This is a genomic window from Kitasatospora sp. GAS204B, assembly GCF_029892155.1.
In the GTDB taxonomy this organism is placed as follows: Bacteria; Actinomycetota; Actinomycetes; order Streptomycetales; family Streptomycetaceae; genus Kitasatospora.
On record NZ_JARZAG010000012.1, the window covers coordinates 129,935 to 155,506 of the forward strand.

A 25,572-nucleotide genomic window follows, 5' to 3' on the forward strand; every position below is an offset into this window, starting at 1 on the left:
CCGGACGGCTCTTGCCGGTACGATCGCCGTCATGCCCCAGGAGGCCCCATACGACTCGCCCCAGAGCGAGCGCGTTTCCGATCACCCGAATCCTCCTGCTAGGGTTGAAAGATTCAGCGGGCAGCGGGCAGCGGGCAGCGGGCAGCGGGCAGCGGGCAGCGGGCAGCGGGCAGCGGGCAGCGGGCAGCGGGCAGCGGGCAGCGGGCAGCGGGCAGTACTTCTCGCCGTTCGTTCGGCGGGCGCATTGCACCGGCTCCTGGACGTCCTGCCGGTCTTCGCCGGGGACGAGCGCATCAGCACCCGTTTCACGCTGGTGCCGGGCTCTGACTTCGATGTGGACGCCCTCGCGGCCTTGGAGCGCTCCGGTGCCCGCAGCGTCGCGTGGGAGGACGCCCGCCGCCGTCCGCATGACCTGATCCTGACCGCAAGTCCGAAGGGACCGCTCCGGGTTCTGTCCGGGCCGCTCGTGCTGTTCCCGCACGGCGCGGGCTTCAACAAGACCATCAGCCATGAGGGTTCCTGGGACCTCCCGTCGGGCCTCGACCCTCGCTTCCTGCTCGACGGCGGCAATCCCCGGGCCGCCCTCCACGCGCTGGCCCACGCCAGCCAGTTGGACCGTCTCGCCGAGCGCTGTGCGCCGGCCGCCGCCAAGGCAACCGTGGTGGGGGATCCGACGCTGGACCGGATTCTGCGCTCGGTCAGCCTTCGGGAGGAGTACCGATCCTCGCTGGGCACCGGCGAGCGTCGCCTCGTCGTACTCACGTCCACCTGGGGCCCGGAGTCGCTGCTGGCCAGGAGACCACAGCTGCCGGCCGCCCTCGTCGGCGGACTCCCCCATGACAGCTACCAGTTCGCGCTGGTCCTGCACCCCAACGAGTACAGCAGAACCGGAACCTTCGACCTCTCCCGGCAGCTCGCGCCCGTTCTGGGGGCAGGCCTCGTCCTGGCCAGGCCCCACGAGGAGTGGGCCGCGCTCCTGGTCGCTGCCGACGCGGTGATCACCGACCACGGTTCCACCGCGCTCTACGCCGCCGCGCTCGACCGAACCGTCGTAGGCGCCTACGACGGCGGGAGCGAGCTGATACCCGGCAGCCCCATGTCGGACCTGCTGGCCACGGTGCCGTCGCTGCCCGAGGCCGCAGCCCTGCCGGACGCGCTGCAGGCCGCTGCCGCTGCCGGCACCCGCAGATTCGCGGACACCGCCTTCTCACTGCAGGGCAGGTCGCTGGTTCGGCTTCGCCGTGAGCTGTACCGGCTGCTGCGGCTGCGACCGCGGAGCGTTCCGATCGAGGCGCCCCCACTTCCCCATCCGAATCCGGCTGCGGGTCGGCCCCCGGCCTACGCGGTACGGGCCGAAGTGTCCGACCTCCGGGTCAACGTCCAGCGCTTTCCCGCGTTCACCTCCGTGGCAGCGCACCACCTGGCAGCCGAACACCCTGTGGCGGGCCCCCGGCATCTGCAGAGCGCGTCGCTGCTCTGGCGCCGCAGCGGGCCGGCTCCGCACGACGCACCTGACGCCGTCTCGACCAACAGGTGGACGGCGGCCGGCTGGACAGCCCGAACTCTGGCCGAACTTCCCGGGTGCCGGACCGCCGCCGCGATCCTCACGCCCGAGCGGTGCCTGGTCAGGCACCGCTCGGCCGGGCTGCTCAGCGTCCACATCGGGGTCCGCAACGCGGACGGCCGGGTTCTCCGGGTGGACCCGGCCGCTGCGCTCTCGGCAGTTCACGCGTGGCTGGCCGACGCCACCGGTCCGACGGCTCAAGCCACGCTGACCTGCACGGTCGGCCCGATCACCGTCGAAGTCAGGGTGACGCAACCCGACGAGGCCGATCTCGACTACGAACTCTGATCCGTGTCGAGAGCGCCACCCAGGCGTTCGACGAGCATCCGTGCCGCCTCCCGGTACTCCGCCGCCTCAGCGCTCGCCCCGGTCTCCTCCGCGAGACCGGCGAGTTCTTTCAGGACGCGAACCTCATCGGTGGTCGCGCCCCGCTCGCGGGCGTGTGCCAATGCCTGCTGGGACAGCGCGGCCGCCTCTGCTGCACGTCCCAAGCGCCGCATCGCACGGCCCAGTTCGAAGCCGGTCCGTGCGGTCATCCGGGCTCGCTCCTGCTCGCGGGCCATTCGATGTGCTTCCCTCAGCAGTTCGACCGCCCGTTCGGGCTCGGCCGTGCCCAGGGCGGCCTGGCCGAGCAGATAGGTCTGGAGCAGCACTCCGTAGGCGTTCCCGATCGCCGCATGCTCCTGCCTGGCAAGCTCGAAGTCCACGGCCGCAGCGTGCCATTCGCCCTGGACGGACTTCAGCTTTCCGCGGAACTCCACCGCCGAGGCCTTGAGCTTGCGCTCCTGCGACGAGTCGCCCATGGCCTCGGCCGCGCTCAACGCCTGCTGGAGCTGCTCCGCCGCCTCCTCGTACCGCTCCTGCTCCCACAACGGTCGGGCCAGCTGGCACCGCATCCGGACCATCGCTTGCAGGTGCTCCGACCGGTCGGCGGCGGCAACGCCGGCCTGGAACGCATCCATGACATCCGCGTAGTGCGGATGGTCGAGGAAGTGCGTCCACAGTGGTTCGCAGAGCGCCCACGCGTGCTCGTACAGGCCGAACTCGAAGGCCATCCGGACAGAGCCGTACAGGGCGAGCCTGTGCGACTCCATCCACCGCAGGGCTTCCACCTTGCCGGCGAACTCGACATCGGGGGTGTCACCGACCGGCGGTTCGACCGCGGCGAAGGTCATCCGCGGGCCGGCCGCCAACAGGTCGGCTCTGGCAGCCTGCCTGCGGTACCAGCGAATCACCCTTAGACGCGCCTGCGCCGACTGCACTGCGTCAGCGTCGGCCAGGCGGGAGCGGCGGTCGGCGTGTCCGCGCAGCAGGTCATGCATGCGGAAGCCATCGGGCCTGCCTTCCAACAAGCCGGCCGCCTCCAACTCCTCGAGGGCGTCCTCGGCTTGCACCAGCCCGCCACCCAGAAGCGCGGCGACGGGCAGGGCCGTGACGACTGGAGCAGGGAACTGCGACAGCAGGCAGTACGTCCGTGCGGCCTCCGGTCCCAGTCCGGAGTACGCCGCGTCCCACACCGCCTCCACCATGGGGATGCCCCTCTCGTGCAGCTCCGCGGTGAGGTCGGCAACCAGCCGGGTCAGGCTGCGCCGGCGGTACTTGCGAATCCACTGGCCCGCGACCTGGAGTGCCGCGGGCAGCCCAGCACAGCCCAGGGCCAACTCCGTCACGGCGTCAGGCTCCGCCGTCAGACGCGGGTCGTTCACGATGTGCCGCAGCAGCCGCGCCGCGTCGTCCAGCTCCAGCGGGGTCATCAGCACCTCCACGGTGGCCACCCCGTCGAGGTCGTGGAGCTGGCCTTGACTGGTCACGATCGCCAGGCTCCCCGCGGACGACGGCAGCAGCGGCAGAGCCTCGCTGCCGTAGCGGGCGTTGTCGACGACCACGAGCAGGCGCTTGCTGTGGGTCCGGGTCCAGTACTGCTTCGAGCGGCCCGCGAAGGACCTCTCCAGCCAGTCGGGAGCGACGCCCAGACCGGTCAGCAGCTCCCCGACCGCGTCCGCGGGCTCCACCACTCCATCGCGGCGCAGGTCGTCGAGGTCGAGGTACAGCACCCCGTCGGGAAACCGATCACTGAGCCGGCGTGCGACGTTGAACCCCATGGCGGTCTTGCCGATCCCGCCGATCCCGGTCAGCGCGACAACCAGCGGCCCGCCATGGCCAGGATGGCTCCGCGCAGCCCGCAGGATGCGTTCCTGCTCGGCCTTGCGGTCCTCGAAGTACGGCAACTCAGGCGGGAGTTGGAACGGAGCCGGCTGCTCGGGAGGGACTGGGGCGTGCACATGATGATGCAGCTCGCCGATGTGCCGGGCCTGAAACACCGCCCCCACGTGGGCTTGCCCGTCAACGCTGTTGTACGTCTCCTCAGCCACCCGCCAACCCTACGCTGGCGGGGCGGGCATGACGGTCAGACAGCCCGATCAAGCATCCGGCGACCTCTTCGCGGACCTGCCGGACGTCGGCTCAGACCAGGAGGAGCCGGCAGCCCCCGAAGGCACCCCAGCTGGACATCGTCGAGGATGCCGGCGAGGCCCCGACCTCGGCTGACAACCGGCAGCTGTCGAAGTGGCGGATCGGCTGTTGGACCGTCACCCACCGGGTCGGGTCGAGTGGTTCCCATGACCTCGTTCTTCGACAGCCCCGACCTGCTGCCCGCCTTCGTCGCCGCCAACCGCTCGCGGGTGGTCGGCGGCGGGGCGGACCCGTTCGAGTACGACCGGGTGACCGCCGCGCTGACCTCGCTGTACGACTGGCCCGCCGCCCTGGTGCAGGCCGGTCGGGCCCATCTCGGCGCCGGGGAGCGTGCCGAGGCGGCCGGGAACACCGTGTCGGCGGCCGCCGCCTACCGGACCGCCGCGGGGTGGCTGCACTGCGCGACGGTGCTGCCGCACCCCGACCGGGCGGCGCTCGCGGGGGCCGAGGCTGCCGCCGACCAGGCGATGCACCGCTCGCTGGCCCTGCTGGAGCCGGCGGCCGTGCGGATCGAGGGGCCGGGGTTCATCGGGCGGCTCCGGCGCCCGGCCGGCGTCGCGCGCCCGCCGCTGGTGGTGCTCGTGCCCGGGATGGACTCGAGCAAGGAGGAGTTCCACGACGTGGCCGACGCCTTGCTCGACCGGGGCCTGGCCGTCGCCGCCGTCGACGGGCCGGGGCAGGGCCTGCTCGCCGCGAGTTCGGCCCCCGAACCGGACTACGACAAGGTGGTGGGCGCGGTCCTGGACGTCCTCGACGCCCACTCCGACCTGGACCACGAGCGGATCGGCGTGATCGGGCTGAGCATGGGCGGCTACTACGCCGCGCTGACCGCCGCGCGCGAGCCGCGGGTGCGGGCCACCGCGACGGTGAGCGGTCCGACCGCGCTGGACTGGGCGGAGCTGCCCCCGTTCGTCACCGAGACGCTCACCCAGCGCTGCGGATCCGAGGACGCCGCAAGGGAGTTCGCACGCCTCCTGGACCTGACGCCGGTCGCGGGCAGCATTTCCGAGCCGCTGCTGGTCGTCGACGGGGGCCTGGACCGGATCCCGGGCGTGACCAACGGCGCGCCACTGGCCGCGGCCGCCCCGCGCGGCGAGTACCTGCTCGTCGCGCACGGCGACCACCTGCTCGGCAACGCCCGCGCGCAGTGGCTCCCGGCCACCGCGGACTGGCTCGCCGCGCGGCTCCGGGAGCCGGTCCGCTGACCGGGCGGGCGGCGCCGGGACCGCCCAGCGTGCGGATCGTCAACGGCCGTTCGCCCGGCTGCCGCGTACGCTCCGGCGTCCGCAGCCGGGACGGCCATGGCAGGACGGGCACGGAATCCGGTCCCCGCCGCCGTCGCCCTGGTAGCACAATGCGCTCATGCAGATCGCGTTGTTGGGGCCGCTGGAGGTCAGAGCCGCAGACGGTGCCCGGGTCACGGTGGGGGGTGCGCGGCTGCGGACGCTGCTGATCCTGCTGGCCCTGGAACCGGGCCGGGTGGTCTCCGCGGACCTGCTGATCGACGGGATCTGGGAGCAGGACCCGCCGATGGGGGCGCCGAACGCCCTGCAGGCGCTGGTGTCGCGGCTGCGGCGGGGGCTGCCGGGGGTGACGGTGGAGTCCCACCCGGCCGGGTACCGGCTGGTGATCGAGCCGGACGCGGTCGATGTGGTGCGGTTCGAGCGGCTGACCGCGGCCGGGCGGTCCGCGCTGCCCGGGGACGCCGCGACGGCGGCCGGGCTGCTGCGTGCGGCCCTGGAGCTGTGGCGCGGGCCGGCCCTGCTGGACGTGGCGAGCGTGGACTTCTTCCGCGGGCCGGTGGTGCGGCTGGCGGAGCTGCGGATGGCCGCGCTGGAGGACCGGATCGAGGCGGATCTGCGGATCGGTCACGGCCGGGAGCTGACCGGCGAGTTGACCTCGCTGGTGGCCGAGTATCCGCTGCGGGAGCGGCTGGTCGGGTCGTTGATGCGGGCGCTGGTCGCGGCCGGCCGGCCGGCGGAGGCGCTGACGGTCTACGAGCAGGCGCGCGAGGTGCTCGCCGAGGAGCTGGGCACCGACCCGTCGCCGGAGCTGTCCGCGCTGCACACCGCCGTGCTGCGCGGCGAGTTGGCGGCGATCCCCGAGCCGGCCGCGGCGACCCGCGCCCACCCCGCACACCTGGCGGAAGACCCGGCCGAGCCACTGGCCGAACCGCCCGCCGAACACCCGGCCCCGCCCGCCGTCGAGCACCGGCCGCCGACCAACCTGCGGGCGGGGCTGGCCAGTTTCGTCGGCCGCGACGAGGACGTCGGCCAGGTGGGGCGGCTGGTCGACGAGCACCGGCTGACCATGCTGACCGGTCCTGGCGGCGCCGGGAAGACCCGCCTGTCGATCGAGGCCGCCCGCCCGCTGCTCGACCGGTTCCCGGACGGTGTCTGGCTGGTGGAGCTCGCCCCGGTCACCGACGGCGCCGACCTGCCGCAGGCCGTGCTGGCCGCGTCGGGTCTGCGGGAGCAGCCCCAAGCCGCCGCCGAGCCGCTGGACCGGCTGGTCGCGGGGCTGCGCACCCGCCGGCTCCTGCTGCTGCTGGACAACTGCGAGCACCTGATCGAGGCGGCCGCGGCGCTGGTCGACCGGGTGCTCGGCGACTGCCCCGAGGTCAAGGTGCTGGCCACCAGCCGGGAACCGCTCGGTCTCACCGGCGAGGCGCTGTGGCCGGTGCTGCCGCTCGGCCTGCCGTCGCACGACGCGGCGGTGGCCGAGGCACTCACCTCCCCCGCCGTCCGGCTGCTCGGCGACCGGGCGGCCACGGCCAGATCAGGCTTCACGGTGAGCGAGCGGACCCTGCCGGCCGTGAGCCGGATCTGCCACGCGGTGGACGGCATGCCGCTGGCGATCGAGCTGGCCGCAGCCCGGCTGCGCACGATGACCGTCGAGCAGCTGGCCGCCCGCCTCGATGACCGGTTCCGGCTGCTCACCGGCGGTTCGCGGACCGCACCGCGCCAGCACCGGACGCTGCGGGCGGTGGTCGACTGGAGCTGGGAGCTGCTCGACGAACCGGAGCGGGCCCTGCTGCGCCGGCTCGCCGCGTTCCCCGGCGGCGCCACCCTGGACGCGGCCGAGCAGGTGTGCGCCGACGAGCCCGGCGCCGGCCCCGTCGACCGGGACCAGGTGCTCGACCTGCTCGCCTCACTGGTCGACAAGTCGCTGCTGGTGTCGACCGAGGACGGCCGCTACCGGATGCTGGAGACCATCAAGGCGTACGGGCTGGAGCGGCTGGCCGAGGCCGACGAGCTGGAGTCGATCCGCCGGGCCCACGCCGGCTACTTCACCGAGCTGGCCGAGCGGGCCGAGCCGTACCTGCGCCGGGCCGAGCAGTTGACCTGGCTGGGCCGGCTCGCCGCCGAGCACGACAACCTGACCGCCGCGCTGCGCGGCGCGCTCGCGGCGGGCGACGCCGCGACCGCGGTCCGGCTCGCGGCGGCGTCCGGCTGGTACTGGTGGCTCGGCGGTCACCAGGCCGAGGGCGCCGAACTGACCGCGCGGGCGATGGCCCTGCCGGGCCCGGCCGACGACGGGGCGCGGGCCGTGGCCTGCGCGATATCCGTCCTGCTGGCCACCGCCGGGCTGGGCGACGAGCGCCGGATCGGGGACCTGCTGGCGACGGCCAGGGATCTCGGCCGGCGGACCGGCGACAGCCACCCGCTGGTGCGCTTCCTGGCGCCGATGGACCGGGTGCGGGCGGGCGCCGACGACCTCGAAGGACCGGCCCGGGCCTGGGCGGAGCTGCTCGACGACCCGGATCCGTGGGTGCGGGCCTCCGCCCGGCTCGAAGGCGCCCGCGCGCTGGTCAACGTCGGCGGCCCGCCGGCCGAGGCGGAGACCCGGATCCGGCAGGCGCTGGCCGGGTTCCGCGCGATCGGGGAGCGCTGGGGCACTTCCTTCGCGCTCAGCGTGCTGGCCGACCTGGTCGCCCGGCGCGGCGACTACACCGGCGCGCTGGACCTGCTCGAACAGGCCGATGCCGTGGTCATCGAGCTCGGAGTGCTGGAGGACCGGCTGTACGCGCGGGGCAAGCAGGCCGAGTGGCGCTGGCTGCTCGGCGACCGGGTGGGCAGTGCCTCGGTCATGGCGCGGGCCGAGCGGGAGGCCCGGCAGGTCCCGTGGTCCGACGCGCTGGCCGGGCTGGCCCACTCGCGGGCCGAACTCGCCCGCTGGGCCGACCGGCCGAGCGCCGCCCGGGCCGAACTGGCGCAGGCGGCGGAGCTCGTCCAGGGCATCGCCGTGCACCCGGTGTTCCGCGCCATGCTGCTCGACTCGCTGGGTCATCTCGACGCCGCCGAAGGCGACTTGGCCTCGGCCCGGGCACACCGGAGCGAGGCGCTCGCGCTGGCGCTGGAGTCCATGCACGCGCCCACCCTCGGCCAGATCCTGGTCGGTGTCGCGGACCAGGCGCTGCGCCAGGGCAGCCCGCGCCAGGCGGCCTGCCTACTGGCCGCGAGCCGGGCGGTGCGGGGCGGCCCCGACCTGTCCCGTCCCGACCCCGCACGGGTGGAGAACGCGGCGCGCGCCGCGCTCGGCGAGGAGTTCACCGAGGCGGCGCGGAGCGGTGCCGGGTTGTCGCTGGGGACGGTGGGGGCGGTGCGGGAGCTGGCCGCCGTCACGCTTGGCGGTTGAACAGCCTGGTGGCCCAGAGCGAGGCCGCCACGGCGATGACGAGGCACCAGGCGACGGCGATGATGCCGTTGTCGCCGATCGGGCCACCCATCAGCAGGCCCCGGATGGTCTCGATGATCGGGGTGAAGGGCTGGTGCTGGGCGAACCAGCGCAGCCAGCCCGACATGGAGCCGGTGGGGACGAACGCGCTGCCGATGAACGGCAGGAGCGCCAGCGGCAGGACGATGTTGCTGGCTCCCTCCGGGGTCTTGCTGAGCGTGCCGAGCGCGACGGCCAGCCAGGTCACCGCGAAGGTCAGCAGGGTGATGAGTCCGATCGCCGCGAGCCAGTGCACCGGGTCGGCGGACGGCCGGAAGCCCATCGCCAGCGCGAGTCCGATGACGATCCCGACGCTGACCATGGTCTGGATCACGCTGCCCAGCACGTGGCCGACCAGGATCGAGGCCCGGGAGATGGCCATGGTCCGGAACCGGGCGATGATGCCCTCGGTCAGGTCGGTGCAGACGGAGACCGCCGTGGACGTGGCGGCGGCGGTCACGGTCATCAGGATGATGCCGGGGGCCAGGTAGTTGATGTAGGCGCTGCCGTGGCCGACGCCGGTGGCCAGGGCGCCGCCGAGCACGTAGACGAAGAGCAGCAGGAAGACGACCGGGACCATGACGGCGCCCAGCGAGAGTCCGGGGTAGCGCAGCGCGTGCGTCATCTTGCGCCGCAGCATGGTCGACGAGTCGCGCAGGGCGTAGGCGGCGGTGCTGGTGCTCATCGGGTGGTCTCCAGTTCGGTGGTGGCGGGCCGGTTGGTCGCGGTCGACCGGCCGGTGAGGGCGAGGAACACGTCGTCGAGGTCGGGGGTGTGCACGGTCAGGCCGCCGACCTCGATCGCCTCGGCGTCGAGCCGGTCGAGCAGCGAGCGCAGCGACTCCACGCCGCCGTCGCTGGGCACTTGGAGGGTGAGCGCGTCCTGATCGCAGGTCACCTCGCCGAACGCGCGGGCCGCCCGTTCGAAGCCGTCGGGGTCGGTGAACCGCAGGCTGACGTGCCCGCCCGGGACCAGCCGCTTGAGCTCGTGCGCGGTGCCCTCGGCGACCAGCCGCCCGCCGTCCAACACCGCGATCCGGTCGGCGAGTTGGTCGGCCTCCTCGAGGTACTGGGTGGTCAGGAAGATGGTCGTGCCGCCGGCCACCAGGTCCCTGATGATCTGCCACATCGCGCGCCGGCTGCGCGGGTCGAGGCCGGTGGTCGGCTCGTCCAGGAAGATCACCCGCGGGCCGCCGACCAGGGTCATCGCCAGGTCCAGCCGCCGCAGCATCCCGCCGGAGAAGGTGGCCGCCGGCTTCCTGGCCACGTCCACCAGGTCGAATCCCGCCAGGAGTTCGGCCGCCCGCCGGCGGCCCTCGGCCTTGCCCAGATGGCGCAGGTCGGCCATCAGGCGCAGGTTCTCCTCGGCGGTCAGCAGCTTGTCCACCGCCGAGAACTGCCCGGTGACCCCGATCGCCGCCCGCACCGCGTCCGGCTCACCCGCCAGGTCGTGCCCGGCGATCCGCACCTGGCCGCCGTCCGGCCGGACCAGGGTGGAGAGGATCTGCACCGTGGTGGTCTTGCCGGCCCCGTTCGGCCCGAGCAGCGAGAAGATCGTGCCCGCCGGGACGTGCAGATCGACACCGTCGAGGACGGTCTTCGCGCCGTACGACTTGCGTAGCCCGGTGGCCACGATCGCCGGCTGGTCTGAGGTGGTCATCTTGTCCGCCTGTTTCCTGGTCGCTTCCTGCTGACGTGCTCACCATGGCCGGACCCGCTGATAGCCCCTGGAGGCATCGCTGACAGCTCGCTGACACGACCTGACACGGGGCCTGACACGGCCTGAGGGCCTGACGCGACCAGGCCGACGCTCCGCGGCGTGGCCCTACTCGGTGCGCAGCGCCGTGACGGTGCGGGTCCGCGCGGCCCAGCCGGCGGGCAGCAGGGCGCCGAGGACGGCGATCAGCACCCCGCCCAGGCCCAGTAGCGCGAGTTCCGAGTCGGGGTAGACGTCGATGGCCACGGCGGGGAAGTCGAGGCCGGCGCTGTGGCCCATCGCGGGCACGGTCACCGCGTGCAGGGCCAGGCCGAGCGGCAGGCCGACGGCGCCGCCGATCAGGCCGACCACGGTGACCGAGGCGAGCACCATGGTGACGGTCTGCCGGGGAGTCATGCCCAGCGCCTTGGCCACGCCGATCTCGCGGACCCGCTCGCGGGTCTCCAGCACCACGGTGTTGAGCACGCCCAGGCCGGCGGTGGCGACCAGGATCAGCGTGAGCAGCGCGGTCAGCGCGTCGAGGGCGACGATGGTGCCGCTCTCGCCGTGGCTCCGGCCGCTGCCGGCGGTGACGCCCAGCGGCGCCAGCGTGCCGTTCAAGGCGGTGGCGTAGCCGGCCGCGTCCGTGCCGGGCTTCAGCTTGATCGAGTAGGTCTCGGGGTGCAGGTCGGGCTCGGCCGGAGCCAGGGTGGCGGCCTCGGTGAGGACCTCGTCGGTCTGGGTGTGCGGGTCGAAGACCTCGCCGACGAGCCGGACCCCGATCGCCTTGCCGTGGTCCTGCAGGGTGACGGTGTCACCGAGCCGGGTGCCGCTGGCGGTCAGGAAGGTGGACGGCACCACGGCCTCGCCGGGGGCGGTGAACCAGCGTCCGGAGACCATCGTGAAGCCGGCCCAGGAGGAGTCGCCGCTGAAGGCGAAGACGCTGGTGGTCCCGGCCACCCCCGGCACGGTCACCTCCGTGCCGGCGGTGCCGAAGTACTTCTCGGTGCCGGCCTGGGCGTTGACGGCCGCGGTGATCGCGGCGGGATCGGCCGTGGCCCGCGTCCGGTGCGGCGTGACGTTCGACGGCGCGCCAGGTCCTGCCACGGCCGACCCGGTCGGCGGGCCGAAGGCGTTGACCACCACATCGGCGGTGTCGTGGTTCTTGGCGGCCTGCACCCAGTTCAGCGAGGAGCCCATGCCCACCGCGAAGGTGGCGGCGGCGGTGCCGAAGACGATCGCCGCGACCATCCCGGCCATCCGGGCGGGGCGGGCGAAGGGCTGGGCCAGGCCCAGGCTGACCGGCCGGGGCAGCGGCAGCCGGGCCGCCAGCCGGGCGGCGCGCCGGCCACTGCCGGCCCGCGGGGTGCGGCCGACGGCGAGCGCGTCGACGGTGCGCAGCCGCCCGGCCCGCAGCGCGGCCACCCAGGCGGTGGCGGTCACCAGACCGAGCGCGCCGCCGATCACCACCACGTCGACCCAGGGCGCGACGCCCGAGGTGGTGGTGCCGTAGACGTCGGCGGTGGCGGACAGCACCGGGATCGCCAGCGCGTTGCCGGCCAGCGCACCGACCGCGGTGCCGACCGCCGCCGGCACCAGGGCCTGCCCCATGTACGAGCGCACCACCTGGGCAGGGGTGAACCCGAGCGACTTGAGGATGCCGATCCGCCGGGTCCCGGTGCCGACCGCGCCGGAGACCACGATGCCGACGATGAGCACCGACATCAGCACGCCGAGCAGGCCGAAGGCGACCAGGAAGGGCACGAAGAGCGCGGTGTTCCGGTTGGTGCCCTGCGCCGTGACGAGCCAGGACTGCGCGCCGACCAGGGCGCCGGGCGGGGTCGCGGAGGCCACGGCGGCGCGGTCGGCCGCGACCTGCGCGGTGCTGCCGGCCGAGGCGAAGCGGTAGAGCATCTGGTAGCCGCCGGCGGTGCCGGGCGCGCCGAGCGAGGCGAGCTCGGCCGGGGACACCCAGGCGTCCGCCGTCCGGCTGACCGAACGGGCGAAGCCGACCACGGTCAGCTTCGGATCACCGGGCAGCTCGGGGTAGTCCAGCACCGTGCCGAGGTCCTGGACCGGGCTCCCATAGCTGTCGGCGAGCACGATCTGGCCGGGGCCGCTCGCCCAGCCGCCGCGCAGCAGCGTGACGTCGTCGACGGGCCCGCCGGGGTCGGTGCGGCCGACCACGGTCATCGGCGGCAGGCTCGCGTTCGCGGGCAGGCCCAGGTCGGCGCCGGTGTGCGGGTCGAGGGTCGCGGTGCCGAACGGCCCGGCGGCGGCGGTGACTGCGGCGGCGTGCGCGGAGGACGTCAGCTGCTCGGCCGTGGTCCGGCTCGCATCGAACCGCGCGGTCAGGTGCGCGCCGTGCTGACCGGCGAAGGCCCGGTCGAACGGCCCGTCGGAGGCCACCAGCAACGACCCGCCGAGGACGGACACGGTCACCGCCAGCATCGTGGCCAGCCCGGTCACCAGGGTCTGCACCCGGCGGCGGCGCACGCCCGATCGCACCACCCTGCCCAGGCCGCTCATCGGACGGCCTCGGTGCGGACGTCGGCGGCGATCCGGCCGTCGGCGATGGTGACGGTCCGGGTCGCGCAGGCCTGTGCCAGGGTCAGGTCGTGGGTGACCGTGACGATCGTCTGGCCGTCCGCGTGCAGCTCGTTGAGCAGCGCCTTGACGTCCTCGCCGGAGGCGGAGTCCAGCGCACCGGTCGGCTCGTCGGCGAGCAGCAGTGGCGGACGGTTCATCAGAGACCTGGCCACCGCGACCCGCTGACGCTCGCCGCCGGACAGCCGCCCCGGGTAGGCCCGGGCGTGCCGCTCGATGCCCAGCGCCGCCAGCAGCTCGCCGGCCCGCCGGCGCGCCGCGCCGCGTCCGGTGCCGGCCATCTCCGCCGGGAGCATCACGTTGTCGGCCACCGTCAGGTCGTCGAGCAGGTTGAAGAACTGGAAGACCATGCCGATCTTCGCCCGCCGGAAGCGCGCCGATCCGGCCTCGCTCAGCGCGTCCACCCGCGTGCCGTCCACCGTGACGGTGCCAGCGCTCGGCCGGTCCAGGCCGGCGATCAGGTTGAGCATCGTGGACTTGCCGCTGCCCGACGGTCCGACGATCGCCACCGACTCGCCGGCCCGCACCGTCAGCGACACCTGGTCCAGCGCCGCGGGGCCCTCCTGGTAGCGGCGGCTGACGCCGCTCAACTCGATCACCGGCGTGCTCATCATCGTCTCCCTCGATCTGCCGAGCCTGCTTCCGGCGGGCTGCCCGACCGGCTGATCCGAAGGTAGGAGCAGGGGTTGACCTGGCGCGTCGCTCGGGCGAGGCATCTGCGCTACCGCGAGAGGCGCATGCCGGCCGGCGTCATCCTTGCGAGGTAGGCGAGGGATGCAGCAGGACTACCGTCCCGGACGGATGTACCGAGCCGGGGGTGTCGGCCACAATGATCACGTGACGAACCCGCCCGCAGTGGATCGACTGCGCGAACTGGCCGATCGGACGGCCCGTCAACTCGGGCTCCGGCCAGGCCCGGAGACCCGACGCGTACCGGCCGTGGCCGCGCGCGGCCGGGTGTTCGACCTCGCGCTGGCGCTGGGCCTCGCGGCGGGCGCCGTCCACTACGCGAGGCTGGTCCCGCTGACCGGCGGCGTGGACTGGACCGGCCGGCTGCTCCTGGTGCCGCTCGTCCCGCTGCCGCTGGCGCTGCGCCGCCGGCTCCCGCTGGCGGTGCTCTGGGCCGTGTCAGCGCTGGCGCTGCCGGTCAGGGGCGACTCCCCGGACATCGCCTACTGGTCCTCGGTCCCGTGCGTCATCGCCGTCTACACGGCCGCCGTCCACGGACCGCGGCGGCGTGCCACGCTGCTCAGCCTCCCGGCGGCCGCCGTGGTGCTGGTCCTGCTGTTCAGCAGCGCGCAACTGCCCAGCTTCCCCAACGGGGTGGTCGCGCTGCTGGTGCTGATCCCGGTGCTCGCGGTGGCCTACGAGATCAGGATGTGGCGGCGCCGGGTCGAGGAGGGCCACCAGCGGATGTCCGACCTGGCGCGCGAGCAGGTCGAGGCGCTGGAGCGCGCGGTCGAGCACGAACGGGCACGCATCGCCCGCGAGTTGCACGACGTGGTGACCCACAACGTCAGCGTGATGGTGATTCAGACCGGTGCCGCCCGCAAGATCATGGACAGCTCCCCGGAGCGGGCCCGCGAGGCGCTCCTCGCGGTGGAGACCGGCGGCCGGGCGGCGATGGCCGAACTGCGCCAGGTCATGGGGCTGCTGACGATGGACAGCGACACCGACGGCGACGATCCGGCCGGGACGGCGCAACTCGCCCCGCAACCGGGCCTGAACCGGCTGGAGGCCCTGGTCACCGGGGTGCGGCAGGCCGGGATGCCGATCGAGCTGACCGTGCTGGGCCGGCGGCGCGCGGTGCCGCCCGGCGTCGAACTCGCCGCCTACCGGGTGGTACAGGAGGCGCTGACCAACACGGTGAAGCACGCGAGCGGCGCGAGCGCCGAGGTGATCGTCGAATACGCTGTCGACCGGCTGCGAGTGGAGGTCGCCGACACCGGCGGCCGGCCGAGCCCCTCCGCGGCCACCGGCAACGGCCGCGGCTTGATCGGCCTGCGCGAACGCCTGGCCGTCTACGGCGGCACCGTCGAGACCGGACCCCGCCCGCGCGGAGGGTACCGGGTCAGAGCCCTGATACCGCTGGAGACGTCGTGACCGAGCCGCTGCATGTCGTGGTCGCCGATGATCAGGCGCTGGTGCGCACCGGGTTCCGGATGATCCTGGAATCCGAGGGCATCGAGGTGGTCGCCGAGGCCGGCAACGGCGCCGAGGCCGTCGACGCGGTCCGCCGCACCCGGCCCGACGTGGTCCTGATGGACATCCGGATGCCGGAGCTGGACGGCCTGGAGGCGACCCGGCGGATCGTCGGCGACGACCCGAACGGCCCGCGGGTGATCATCCTGACCACCTTCGACCTCGACCAGTACGTCTACGCCGCGCTGTCGGCCGGGGCCAGCGGCTTCCTGCTCAAGGACGTCAGCCCCGAGCATCTGGCCGGCGCCGTCCGGATGGTGCGCGGCGGCGACGCGCTGCTGGCCCCGGCGATCACCCGCCGGCTGGTCGAGCGCTTCGCCCGCCGCGACGCCGCCGCCACCGCGATCCACCGCGACCTGGCCGCGCTGACGCCGCGGGAGCTGGAGGTGATGGGCCTGCTGGCGCGGGGGCTGAGCAACGCCGAACTCGCCGCCAGGCTCCAGCTGTCCGAGGCGACCGTGAAGACCCACGTGGCCCGGATCCTCGGCAAGCTCGGGCTCCGCGACCGGGCCCAGGCGGTGGTGATCGCCTACGAGACCGGGCTGGTCAGCGCGGGCGAGAACCGGGCCGGAGGCTAGGGCCTGTAGGGCCCCAGCACCTCCCGAACGAATCCTGCCGGCCGCGCGCCGCCATGCGCGCCCCCAATTTCTGCTTATGTTTCAGGCCTGCTGACGCTGCGTCAGCCGACGACCTCGGTCGGCGACGGCCGGTCCGGCATCGCCGCCGGGATCCATAAGCTCCGCTTTGCCAAGAGCCGATTACTGTCGTTGGACGCGAGGGTACGACCGGGTCGAAGTTGGCAGCATGACGTCTTCCCTTGTGTCCGGCGCGGTCGTCGCGCGGGTCACTCCGGCGATCGACGACCTCGTCGTCACAGCCCGCGAGGTCATCCAGCGCGGCCTGCCACCGGAGCTGACGGCCCATCTGGTCGGCGAGCTGATCGTCCCGCTGCTCGGCACCCCCGACCTGCTCACCGCCGAGCAGTGCGAGGGCCACCCCGACCGCTACCGCCAGCACGTGCTGCACGCCGAGACCGACGGCAGCTTCTCGATCGTCGCGCTGGTCTGGCTGCCAGGCCAGCGGACCACCATCCATGACCACGTCTCCTGGTGCGTCACCGGTGTCCACCAGGGGCAGGAGAGCGAACGCCGCTACCGGTTGATGACCGACGGGCGGACCTCCCGGCTGATCCCGACCGAGGACGTGACCAACCCCACCGGCGCGATCGCCGCCTTCGCCCCGCCCGGCGACATCCACCGGGTGCGCAACGCCTGCGCGACCAAGGCGATCTCGATCCACGTCTACGGCGCGGACATCTCGCGGCTGGGGACCAGCATCCGTCGGACCTACCGCGACCCCGAGGGCGAGCAGTGAGCGCCACCTCGGCGGCGGGCCGCCACCCGGAACAGGACGGCCACCTGGTGAGCGAAAGCGGTGGCGTCCGGCACATCGCCGTGGTGGGCGCCGGAGCCGCGGGCACCCTGACGGCGATGCGACTGCTCCAGCACGCCGCCGCGGACCGCCGGGCCGCGTTGCGGATCTGGCTGATCGACCCCGAACCGGCCGGCCGGGGCCTGGCCTTCGGCACCGAGGCGCCGCACCACCTGCTGAACGTCCCGGCCGGGCGGATGAGCGCGCACCGGGACGACCCGGACCACTTCGTCCGCTGGCTCGCCGAGCACGGGGAGCCGGGCCGGGAGCACGACTTCATCGCCCGGGGCCGGTACGGCCGCTACCTGGCCGACAGCCTCGACGCCGCGAGCCGGCTCGACGGCGCCCCGGACCTGGTCCGCCTGCACGACCGCGTCGTCGGCATCACCCACCAGCCGGATCCGGCCGCCTCACCGCTGCGCCTGCGGCTGGCCAGCGGGCAGTGGCTCGACTTCGACGCCGCGGTGCTGGCACTGGGCAACTTCGCACCGGGCCAGGGCTGGGCCCCGCCCGCGCTGCGCTCGGCGCCCGGCTACCTGCCCGACCCGTGGGCGCCCGGCGCGCTGGAGCGCGTCGCCGACGACCGCGACGTCCTGCTCGTCGGCACCGGCCTGACCATGGTGGACATGGCGCTCACCCTGCAGCGCCCCGGCCGCGTCGTGCACGCGCTCTCCCGGCACGGGCTGGTACCCCAACCGCACGCCGGCACACCGGTGGTCGTCGCGCCGACGCCCGACCTTGACGGGGTGTCGGGGCTGGCCGAGCTGCGTCGCGCGGTACTGCGGCAGATCTCCCGCTGCCGCCGCAGCCACGGCGACTGGCGGGCGGGCGTCGACAGCCTGCGCCCGCTCACCTCCGCACTCTGGCAGCGGCTTTCGCCGGCCGACCAGGCCCGGCTCCTCGACCAGGACCTGCGGCTCTGGGAGACCCACCGCCACCGGATCCCACCAACCAGCGCCGCGGCACTGCGCGGCGCCGTGGACGCCGGGCTGGTCAGCATCGGCCGGGGAACCGTGGTCGGCGCCGAAACCGCCGAGGCCACCGAGAGCGGCAAGAGCGCGGAGACCACCGCGGACCGGCTCCAGGTCCGGCTGGACAACGGCCGCCGGTTGCGGGTGGCCGCGGTGCTGAACTGCACCGGCTCGCAGACCGACCTGACCCGCGTCGAGGACCCGCTGGTCGCCGACCTGCTCGCGGGCGGCCTCGGCTATCCGGCACCCGTCGGCGGCGGCTTCGACACCACCTCGGCCGGTCGGCTCCGTCCGGCGGCCGACCACGCCCCCGCTCCGCTGTGGACCCTCGGGACCCTGCGCCGCGGCAACCTCCTGGAGTCCACCGCGATCCCCGAAATCCGCTGCCAGGCCGACGACCTCGCGCTGCTCCTGCTCGACCGCAGCGCCGTAGAACAGCGGGGGGCCACGGCGCGGCAGCACTGAGGCGGGGCCGCCGGATCGAGCAGCCGGGCTGGCTACCCGATCCGGCGGTACTCGTAGCGGTCCCTGATCCACGCGTGGAAGTACCGGCCGAGGCTCTCGGCAGCCAGCAACCCCCGGTGGACGTCCTCGGGCACCGCCAGGTACCGGTAGACCGACCCGCTGGTGAACTCCAGCTCCAGCGCCCCGTCGGCAGGGTCGTACCCGACCGCCGCCAGGCAGCTGGACTCCACCGGGACGCGTTCCACCCCTCCAGCCTGGCCGAGCCCGCCCGTCCCGGCCATCGGGCTCGGGAATGGGCTCGGGCTGGGCCGAGCCGTTACGCCGTCGCGGAGACCAGCCCCGCCCGGTAGGCGATGATCACCAGTTGCACGCGGTCGCGCGCGCCCAGCTTGGTGAGCAGGCGCGCCACATGGGTCTTCGCGGTGGCGGGGCCGATGAAGAGCTCAGCCGCGATCTCGCTGTTGGACAGGCCGCGCCCGACCAGGGTGAGCACCTCCCGCTCCCGCTCGGTGACCCCCTCCAGCGAGAGCGAGCGCCCCGACACCCCCGCCGGAACAGCAGCCCGCGCCGGCTCGGGCCGGTGGGCGAACTCCGCGATCAGCCGCCGGGTCACGCTCGGCGCGATCAACGCGTCCCCGGCGGCGACCACCCGCACCGCGGCCAGGATGTCGTCCAGCGCCATGTCCTTGACCAGGAAGCCGCTGGCCCCGGCCCGTAGCGCGGCGTAGACGTGGTCATCGTCGTCGAAGGTGGTGAGCATGATGACCCGGGCCGCGGCGGAGGCGGCGGTGATCCGCCGGGTGGCTTCGATGCCGTCCATGCCGGGCATCCGGATGTCCATCACCACCACGTCGGGCCGCAACTCCGCGGCCAGCTCGACGGCTTCGGCCCCGTCGCCGGCCTCCCCCACGATCTCCAGATCCGGGCAGTCGGTGATCACCATGCCGAGCCCGGCCCGCACCAGCGGCTGGTCGTCGACGAGCAGCAGACGGATCGTCACAGCGGCAACCTCGCCATCACCCGGAAACCGCCCGTGGACCCGGGCCCGGCGCTGAACCGGCCGTTCAGCAAGGCCACCCGCTCGCGCATCCCGGCGATCCCCCAGCCGGCGCCCTCGGGCACCGGCCGCCGCGCCGCGTCACCACGCCCGTGGTCGACCACCTCGATGGCCAGCTCCTCGTCCTCGTACGCCAACGAGACCTGGCAGTGCGGGCTGTCCGCATGCCGCACCACATTGGCCACCGACTCCTGCACGATCCGGAAAGCGGCCAGCTCGATCTCCGGCGGCAGCGGGCGCGGCCGCCCCTGTCGCCGTACCTCGACCCCGACCCCGGCCCGCGCCGTGTCGGCGGCCAGCCGCTCCAGGTCGGCCAGACCCGACACCGGGGCGAACTCCGGTGCCTGCCCGTCGGCCTGGCGCAGCGCGACCAGCATCCGGCGCAGCCCGGCCAGGGTCTCCCGGCTGGTGGCCTCGACGGCGCCCAACGCCTCGCGGGCCCTGGCCGGCCGGCTCTCGATGATCCGGCCGGCCGCGCCGGCCTGGATCGCGATCACGCCGATGCTGTGCGCCACCATGTCGTGCAACTCGCGGGCGATCCGGAGCCGTTCGGCCGCCACCGCCTGCTCGGCGACCTCGGCGCGCAGCCGCTCGGCGTGTCTTCGCCGCTGGCGGATCGAGGCGCCGATCAGCCAGGCCAGGACGGTGGCCGCGGTGATCGGCACCGCGACATCGCGGAAGCCGGCGCCCCACTGCCCGTTCGCGATCCGCCACTCGCCGAGCTCGACGGCCAGCACCACGAGCCCTGCCGCCCCGGAGACCCGGTACCGGGCACGCTCGGTGGCCGATCCCAGCCCCGGCTCGGCCGCCAGCAGGCAGACCAGCAGATCGAACACCGGCAGGTAGAGCACCCAGACCGGCTGCCGGCACACCAACGACAGCGACGAGGCGACCACCAGCACCCCGAGCATCGGCAACGGCCACCGCCGGCCGAGCCCGATCGGCAGCGCCGAGACCAGGGCCAGCCCGGCGCACTCGACGACCTCCCGATCCACCATGCCTCGCCCCCCGACGGGGAGCAGCTGCGCCACCAAGAGCAGCAGCCCGAAGAAGGCCGCCGCGCTCCAACTGAGCGCCGACCAGAGGCGAGGTGGCACCCGCCCGAGCAGCGGCGGCCACGGCATGACGTGATCCACGGGCCGATCGTAGCCACCGCCACCCCGACCGGTCGTCCCCTTACAGGCGTACGCCCACGGGCGGACCAGCCGGACCACACGGAGGCGGTGAACCGATGGCCGTCCGGCGTGATGGCCTGGTTGGAGACCAGCGTCGAACCACCGGGTGCGGGCGGTGCTCGGCTACCTGAACCGCCGACCGGGATGACCCGGCCACGGCCGACCTCCCCGGCGCGAGCCGGCCGAACTGATCTGCCGTCAGGGCCCGTTCGTGGCACACCGCGCGCTTCCCGATCGAGGCGCGCAAGCCGGAGCGCGGCGCCGGCGACCGCCCTCGGGCCCACCCCGAGCCCGCGAACACCCCCGGCGGATCTCGGCGAACCGGCCCCAGCAGGCGCACCACGCACTAGACTGACGCACAGTCACACTGTCGTCGCAGCCCGCGAGTAGCGCCGGAGCGCCACGGGGCGCGGGCCACCTGCACCGAGCGAGGTGAGCCGTCATCACCGAGTCACCCCACGCCGAACTGACCGCCTGGTTGCGCGGCCTCGACGAGGACCGGCTCTACCGCCTGCTCCGGGCCAGGCCGGACGCCGCGGGCGTGCCCGAGCCCGCGCTGCCGGCCGAGCTGGCCGAGCGGCTGGCCCGCCCCGGCGCGGTCACCGCGGTGCTGCGCCGCCTGCCGCTGCCCTGCCTGCAGACCGCCGAGGCGCTGGTCGCCCTCGGCCCGCCGGCCGACCGGGCCGAGCTGGCCCGGCTGCTCGACGCCCTGGACGGCGAGCGGGCCGCCGGACTGGACACCGCGCTGCAGGCACTGGCCGGCCAGGCCCTGGTCTGGCCGGACCCGCGCGGCCGGCTGACCTGCGTGCCGGCGCTGCGCCAGGTCTGGCCCCACGCGCTCGGCCTGGACGCCCCGCTGAGCGAGCTGCTGGCCGACACCACCTCCGAGGAACTGCGCGCCGTGCTGGCCCTGCTGCGGCTGCGGGTGCCGGTGACCAAGCAGCAACGCCTGGACACCCTCGCCGAGCACTTCGCCGACCCCGCCTGGCTGGCCACCGTGGTGGCCGGTGCCCCGCCGGGGATCGCCGGGCTGCTGGAGGAGAGCGCGCGGTCCACCGTGACCCGGCAGGCGCTGGTGGCCTCCGCCTCCGGCGAGGCGGGTCGGGCCGCGCGCTGGGCGCGCGAGCGCGGGCTGCTGGTCCGGGCCCACCACGGGTACGGGCCGACCCGGATGCCCGCCGAGGTGACGCTGGCGCTGCGCGGCCCGGCCTGGCACGCCCCGTTCGACCCGTGCCCGCCCGAGCCGGACCTGGTCGAGGTCGGCGTGGCGGAGGTGGAGCGGGAGGCGGTCTCGGCCGCGACCGCCTTCGGTTCCCAGGCCGCCTCGGTGCTCGCCGAGTGCGCGGCCCGCCCACCGGCGCTGTTGAAGACCGGCGGGGTCGGACCGCGCGAGCTGGGCCGGCTCGGGCGGCAGACCCAGTGCGCCGAGCCGCTGGTGCGGCTGGTCCTGGAGAGTGCCTCCGCGGCCGGGCTGCTGACCGGTGCCGCCGACCCGGAGACGAGCCGGCCGACCGGCAAGGGCATCACCCGCCGGGTGGTCGCCCCGAGCAAGCGGCCGTCGCCGGATCCGGAGGCGGGCGGCGGGCAGCTGCGGGTCACCCCGGCGTACGACGCGTGGGCCGAGCTGGATCCGGCCCGGCAACTGGTCGAACTGGTACTGGCCTGGTGGGCGCTGCCGTTCACGCCGACCGCGACCCAGGACCGCGACGGCAAGGCCTGGCCGGCGCTGATCAGCCGTTCGCCGAACCCGAGTTGCCGGCACGCCCGGCGCGGGGTGCTCACCGCGGCCGGTCGGCTGCCGGCCGGGCGGGGCGCGGCGAGTGCCGCGGGGCTGGGTCGGCTGGCCGCCTGGCACCGCCCGCTGGCCGAGCAACCGGCCCAGGACGGCACGCCGTTCGCCACCGTGCTCCAGGAGGCCGAGGCGCTCGGCCTGGTGGCGCGCGGGACGCTGTCCCCGCTGGGCGCCGCGCTCGCCGCGCAGTCCGCGGAGCAGCCGACGGCGCTGCTGGACCGCGCCGTCGGCCTGCTGCCGGCCGCGACCGCGCAGGCCAGGCTGGGCACCGACCTGACGGCCGTGGTGACCGGCCCGCCGACCGGCCGGCTGGCCGCCCTGCTGGACGCGGTCGCCGACCGGGAGACCCGCGGCACCGCGTCGGTCTGGCGGTTCACCCCCGCCAGCGTTCGCCGCGCGCTGGACTCGGGGCAGAGCCCGCAGCGGCTGATCGCCGAGCTGACCGCCGTCCGCGTGGACACCGGCGCGGCGCGCCGACTCCCGCAGCCGCTGGTCTACCTGATCAACGACACCGCCCGCCGGCACGGTCGGATCCGGGTCACCGCGCCCGGCTGCGTGCTGCACGGCGCCGATCCCGCCCTGCTCACCGAGCTGGCCGCGCACCGCAGACTGGCCGCCCTGCGGCTGCGGCTGCTGGCTCCGACCGTGCTGGTCAGCGCGGCGGATCCGGAGCAGACGCTGGACGCGCTGCGCGCCGAGGGCTACGCCCCGGTGGCGGAGGCGGTCGACGGCACGGTCCGGGTCGAGCGCACCGGCGCCGACCGCGCCGAGCGCGTCCCGGCCCAGCGCCGGCCACCGGCCCGACCCGCCCGGACCCCGCCGTCCGCGGCCGACCTGCGCGCGCTCGCCGGCCGGCTGCTGGCGGCGACCGACGCTCCGGACCCGGACGAGCCCGCGGTGGACTCGCGGACCGAGCAGGCGCTGGCCGACCGCGCCCTGCTGCTGACGCCCTCGGCGATCCGCCGGCTGGCCCGCGCACTGCAGGCCGACCGGTCGGTCACCATCACCTACCTGACCGTGGACGGTGACCGGACCGTGCGCACGCTCAGCGGCCTGGAGTTCGACCCGCCGTTCCTCTACGCCGCCGACGGACGGGAGGAGTACGCCCTGGCCCGGATCCAGGACGTCCAGCCGGCCTGACCGGGCGTCAGGCGCGCCGGCCCACCGCGCGCCGCCGGACCTCCACCACCCGGGCCGCCACCAGCACCACGGCGGCGGCCACCAACGAGAGGACCATCTGGATCCGCCCGTCGTGCGTGGTGAACATGTAGCCGACCACGAAGACGATCAGCCCGATCGTCGCCCAGGTCAGGTACGGGAAGAGCCACATCCGCACGGTCAGCCGCTCCGGCGCCTCGCGCTCGATGATCCCGCGCATCCGCAGCTGGGTGCAGCAGATCACCAGCCAGACGAAGAGCGCCACCGCGCCCGAGGAGTTCAGCAGGAACTGGAAGACGGTGTTCGGCGAGGTGTAGTTGAAGAAGACCGCGACGAAGCCGAAGACCACCGAGGCGAGGATCGCGGTGCGCGGCACCCCGCGCTCGGTCACCTTGGCGAAGGCGGCCGGCGCGTCACCGCGCTGCCCGAGCGAGAAGGCCATCCGGGAGGCGGTGTACATCCCGGAGTTGAGGCAGGAGAGCACGGCGGTGAGCACGATCACGTTCATCACCTGGCCCGCCCCGGGGATCCCGACGTGCTCCAGCACCGCGACGTACGGGCTGCCCAGGACCTTGGCCGAGTTCCACGGCAGCAGGGTGACCACGATGGCGATCGAGCCGAGGTAGAAGACGCCGATCCGCCAGATCACGCTGTTGGTCGCCTTGCTGACCGCCCGCTGCGGGTCGGCCGACTCGCCCGCCGCCAAGGTGACGATCTCGCTGCCCATGAAGGCGAAGACCACCGTCAGCATGCCGGTGAAGACCGCGCCGACGCCGTGCGGCAGGAAACCGCCGTGCCCGAACAGATTGCTGGTGCCGACCGCGTGGGTGCTCGGCAGCAGGCCGAAGACGGCGAGCAGTCCGATCACGATGAACGCGACGATCGCGACCACCTTGATCCCGGCGAACCAGAATTCGAACTCGCCGTAGGAGGCCACCGAGAAGAGGTTGGTCGCGGTCAGCACCGCCATCACCAGCAGGGCGAACGCCCACTGCGGCACCGACGGCAGCCACCCGTTGAGGATCTTCGCACCCGCGGTGGCCTCCACGGCCAGCACGACGACCCAGAAGAACCAGTACAGCCACCCGATCGTGAAGCCCGCCCAGCGCCCGAGCGCCTTGTCCGCGTAGGCCGAGAACGAGCCGCTCTGCGGGTCGGCGGCGGCCATCTCGCCCAGCATCCGCATCACCATCACCACCAGCACGCCGGCCAGCGCGTAGGACAGCAGGATGCCCGGGCCGGTGGCCGCGATACCCGCTCCGGAGCCGACGAACAGGCCGGCCCCGATCACGCCGCCGATCGCGATCATGGACAGGTGACGGTTCTTCAGGCCGGCCTGGAGCTGACCGCCGGCTTCCCGTTGCGGGGTCGAGGGCTTGGTCGTTTCCGTACTCATGGGTGGTTTCGCTACCTCTCCTGCGCGGTGGGGAGAATCCGCGCAATGCCAGGAAAGGTAACCCGCGACGGAAATTCTGGTAACCCTCTGCAGCCTTTCTTACCTATTATTTGAGGATGATCTGAGGATTATCGAACCTACTGACCGGTCATCAGAATTCCGGATTACCGGCTGGTGCCCGGAGCGAGAGCCCGGCGGCGTGTTGCGCGACTGGCCCGGCCGCACCCTCGACCATGGGTCCATGCCCGTCTCCCTGCATCTCGCCCAGCAACCCGACGCCGACGAACTGCTCGGCCGCAGCCCCCTGGCCGCCCTGGTGGGCATGCTCCTGGATCAACAAGTGCCGATGGAGTGGGCGTTCACCGGCCCGCTGACGATCGCCCAACGGCTCGGCACCGACGACCTGGACGCCCGGCGGATCGCCGGGTACGACCCCGACGCGTTCGCCGCCCTGCTCTCCGAGAAACCCGCCGTGCACCGCTACCCCGGCTCGATGGCCAAGCGGATCCAGCAGCTCTGCCAGTACCTGGTCGAGCACTACGACGGCGCCGCGGCGGCCGTCTGGCAGGACGCGGCCGACGGCATGGACCTGCTGGCCCGGCTGAAGGCGTTGCCCGGTTTCGGCGCCCAGAAGTCGCAGATCTTCCTCGCGCTGCTGGGCAAGCAGTTCGGCGTCCGCCCGCCCGGCTGGCGCGAGGCCGCCGGACCGTACGGGGAGGACGGCAGCCACCGCTCGGTGGCGGACATCACCGGCCCCGAGTCGCTGGGCCAGGTCCGCGCCTACAAGCAGCAGGCCAAGCAGGAGGCCAAGGCGAAGAAGACGAAGTAGGCCGCCGGGCCGGTGAAGTGTTCCACCGGCCCGGCGGCCTGA

Annotated in this window: 18 protein-coding genes; 9 read left to right on the forward strand and 9 right to left on the reverse strand. The window is 74.0% G+C overall.

Going from position 1 to position 25,572, the window contains the following annotated elements; translation table 11 throughout:
* The first annotated feature begins 31 nt into the window (after positions 1–31).
* Positions 32–1,852, forward strand: a complete 1,821-nt coding sequence (locus P3T41_RS18485; protein WP_280691001.1) for a translation initiation factor 2 — start codon at positions 32–34, stop codon at positions 1,850–1,852.
* Here the strand turns inward: P3T41_RS18485 and P3T41_RS18490 are convergent.
* Entirely contained in the window at positions 1,840–3,936 is a 2,097-nt protein-coding gene (locus P3T41_RS18490) for a hypothetical protein (RefSeq protein ID WP_280691002.1), read from the reverse strand. The genes P3T41_RS18485 and P3T41_RS18490 overlap by 13 nt on opposite strands.
* 246 nt (positions 3,937–4,182) lie before the next feature.
* Here P3T41_RS18490 and P3T41_RS18495 point away from each other — a divergent pair, with 246 nt between their 5' ends.
* Positions 4,183–5,241, forward strand: a complete 1,059-nt coding sequence (locus P3T41_RS18495) for an alpha/beta fold hydrolase (protein ID WP_280691003.1) — start codon at positions 4,183–4,185, stop codon at positions 5,239–5,241.
* Between the two features lie 157 nt (positions 5,242–5,398).
* Complete coding sequence (locus P3T41_RS18500) at positions 5,399–8,674, forward strand: BTAD domain-containing putative transcriptional regulator (RefSeq protein ID WP_280691004.1); 3,276 nt, start codon at positions 5,399–5,401, stop codon at positions 8,672–8,674.
* Here the strand turns inward: P3T41_RS18500 and P3T41_RS18505 are convergent.
* The 4 genes from P3T41_RS18505 to P3T41_RS18520 all read right to left on the reverse strand — a co-directional run bounded on the left by P3T41_RS18505 (position 8,658) and on the right by P3T41_RS18520 (position 13,665).
* Positions 8,658–9,437, reverse strand: a complete 780-nt coding sequence (locus P3T41_RS18505) for an ABC transporter permease (RefSeq protein ID WP_280691005.1) — start codon at positions 9,435–9,437, stop codon at positions 8,658–8,660. The genes P3T41_RS18500 and P3T41_RS18505 overlap by 17 nt on opposite strands.
* Entirely contained in the window at positions 9,434–10,411 is a 978-nt protein-coding gene (locus P3T41_RS18510) for an ATP-binding cassette domain-containing protein (protein WP_280691007.1), read from the reverse strand. Before P3T41_RS18510 ends, P3T41_RS18505 begins: the two co-directional genes overlap by 4 nt.
* 165 nt (positions 10,412–10,576) lie before the next feature.
* Positions 10,577–12,976, reverse strand: a complete 2,400-nt coding sequence (locus P3T41_RS18515) for an FtsX-like permease family protein (RefSeq protein ID WP_280691008.1) — start codon at positions 12,974–12,976, stop codon at positions 10,577–10,579.
* Positions 12,973–13,665, reverse strand: coding sequence for an ABC transporter ATP-binding protein (locus tag P3T41_RS18520; RefSeq protein WP_280691009.1), 693 nt, complete (start codon positions 13,663–13,665; stop codon positions 12,973–12,975). Before P3T41_RS18520 ends, P3T41_RS18515 begins: the two co-directional genes overlap by 4 nt.
* A 226-nt stretch (positions 13,666–13,891) precedes the next feature.
* Here P3T41_RS18520 and P3T41_RS18525 point away from each other — a divergent pair, with 226 nt between their 5' ends.
* From P3T41_RS18525 to P3T41_RS18540, 4 genes are all read left to right on the forward strand, one after another.
* Positions 13,892–15,157, forward strand: a complete 1,266-nt coding sequence (locus tag P3T41_RS18525; RefSeq protein WP_280691011.1) for a histidine kinase — start codon at positions 13,892–13,894, stop codon at positions 15,155–15,157.
* Positions 15,154–15,834: a response regulator transcription factor gene (locus tag P3T41_RS18530; protein ID WP_280691012.1), complete on the forward strand. Its 681-nt coding sequence runs from the start codon at positions 15,154–15,156 to the stop codon at positions 15,832–15,834. Before P3T41_RS18525 ends, P3T41_RS18530 begins: the two co-directional genes overlap by 4 nt.
* A 226-nt stretch (positions 15,835–16,060) precedes the next feature.
* Positions 16,061–16,630, forward strand: a complete 570-nt coding sequence (locus P3T41_RS18535; RefSeq protein WP_280691013.1) for a cysteine dioxygenase family protein — start codon at positions 16,061–16,063, stop codon at positions 16,628–16,630.
* Complete coding sequence (locus P3T41_RS18540; protein ID WP_280691015.1) at positions 16,627–18,123, forward strand: FAD/NAD(P)-binding protein; 1,497 nt, start codon at positions 16,627–16,629, stop codon at positions 18,121–18,123. Before P3T41_RS18535 ends, P3T41_RS18540 begins: the two co-directional genes overlap by 4 nt.
* Positions 18,124–18,155: 32 nt before the next feature.
* On the opposite strand, the gene P3T41_RS18545 is transcribed toward P3T41_RS18540, so the two are convergent.
* From P3T41_RS18545 to P3T41_RS18555, 3 genes are all read right to left on the reverse strand, one after another.
* The gene (locus P3T41_RS18545; protein ID WP_280691017.1) at positions 18,156–18,368 is read right to left on the reverse strand and encodes a KTSC domain-containing protein; all 213 of its coding nucleotides are present in this window, start codon (positions 18,366–18,368) and stop codon (positions 18,156–18,158) included.
* 71 nt (positions 18,369–18,439) lie between these two features.
* Positions 18,440–19,123 (reverse strand): response regulator transcription factor, encoded by a 684-nt coding sequence (locus P3T41_RS18550; RefSeq protein ID WP_280691018.1) that lies wholly within the window; start codon positions 19,121–19,123, stop codon positions 18,440–18,442.
* On the reverse strand, positions 19,120–20,316 hold the full coding sequence (locus P3T41_RS18555; RefSeq protein ID WP_280691021.1) for a sensor histidine kinase: 1,197 nt from the start codon (positions 20,314–20,316) through the stop codon (positions 19,120–19,122). The genes P3T41_RS18550 and P3T41_RS18555 overlap by 4 nt, the downstream gene beginning before the upstream one ends.
* A gap of 517 nt (positions 20,317–20,833) precedes the next feature.
* Here P3T41_RS18555 and P3T41_RS18560 point away from each other — a divergent pair.
* Positions 20,834–23,287, forward strand: coding sequence for a helicase-associated domain-containing protein (locus P3T41_RS18560; protein ID WP_280691022.1), 2,454 nt, complete (start codon positions 20,834–20,836; stop codon positions 23,285–23,287).
* 7 nt (positions 23,288–23,294) lie between these two features.
* On the opposite strand, the gene P3T41_RS18565 is transcribed toward P3T41_RS18560, so the two are convergent.
* Positions 23,295–24,701: an amino acid permease gene (locus tag P3T41_RS18565; protein WP_280691024.1), complete on the reverse strand. Its 1,407-nt coding sequence runs from the start codon at positions 24,699–24,701 to the stop codon at positions 23,295–23,297.
* A 241-nt stretch (positions 24,702–24,942) separates the two neighbouring features.
* Between P3T41_RS18565 and P3T41_RS18570 the strand changes: the two genes are divergently transcribed.
* On the forward strand, positions 24,943–25,530 hold the full coding sequence (locus P3T41_RS18570) for an HhH-GPD-type base excision DNA repair protein (RefSeq protein ID WP_280691025.1): 588 nt from the start codon (positions 24,943–24,945) through the stop codon (positions 25,528–25,530).
* Positions 25,531–25,572 lie beyond the last annotated feature (42 nt).

What these genes read in the sequence shown, in the direction of transcription:
- P3T41_RS18485 (WP_280691001.1), top strand. Translation starts at nt 32, where the DNA reads ATGCCCCAGGAGGCCCCATACGACTCGCCCCAGAGCGAGCGCGTTTCC.
- P3T41_RS18495 (WP_280691003.1), top strand. Translation starts at nt 4,183, where the DNA reads ATGACCTCGTTCTTCGACAGCCCCGACCTGCTGCCCGCCTTCGTCGCC.
- P3T41_RS18500 (WP_280691004.1), top strand. Translation starts at nt 5,399, where the DNA reads ATGCAGATCGCGTTGTTGGGGCCGCTGGAGGTCAGAGCCGCAGACGGT.
- P3T41_RS18505 (WP_280691005.1), bottom strand. Translation starts at nt 9,437, where the DNA reads ATGAGCACCAGCACCGCCGCCTACGCCCTGCGCGACTCGTCGACCATG.
- P3T41_RS18510 (WP_280691007.1), bottom strand. Translation starts at nt 10,411, where the DNA reads ATGACCACCTCAGACCAGCCGGCGATCGTGGCCACCGGGCTACGCAAG.
- P3T41_RS18515 (WP_280691008.1), bottom strand. Translation starts at nt 12,976, where the DNA reads ATGAGCGGCCTGGGCAGGGTGGTGCGATCGGGCGTGCGCCGCCGCCGG.
- P3T41_RS18520 (WP_280691009.1), bottom strand. Translation starts at nt 13,665, where the DNA reads ATGAGCACGCCGGTGATCGAGTTGAGCGGCGTCAGCCGCCGCTACCAG.
- P3T41_RS18535 (WP_280691013.1), top strand. Translation starts at nt 16,061, where the DNA reads ATGACGTCTTCCCTTGTGTCCGGCGCGGTCGTCGCGCGGGTCACTCCG.
- P3T41_RS18565 (WP_280691024.1), bottom strand. Translation starts at nt 24,701, where the DNA reads ATGAGTACGGAAACGACCAAGCCCTCGACCCCGCAACGGGAAGCCGGC.
- P3T41_RS18570 (WP_280691025.1), top strand. Translation starts at nt 24,943, where the DNA reads ATGCCCGTCTCCCTGCATCTCGCCCAGCAACCCGACGCCGACGAACTG.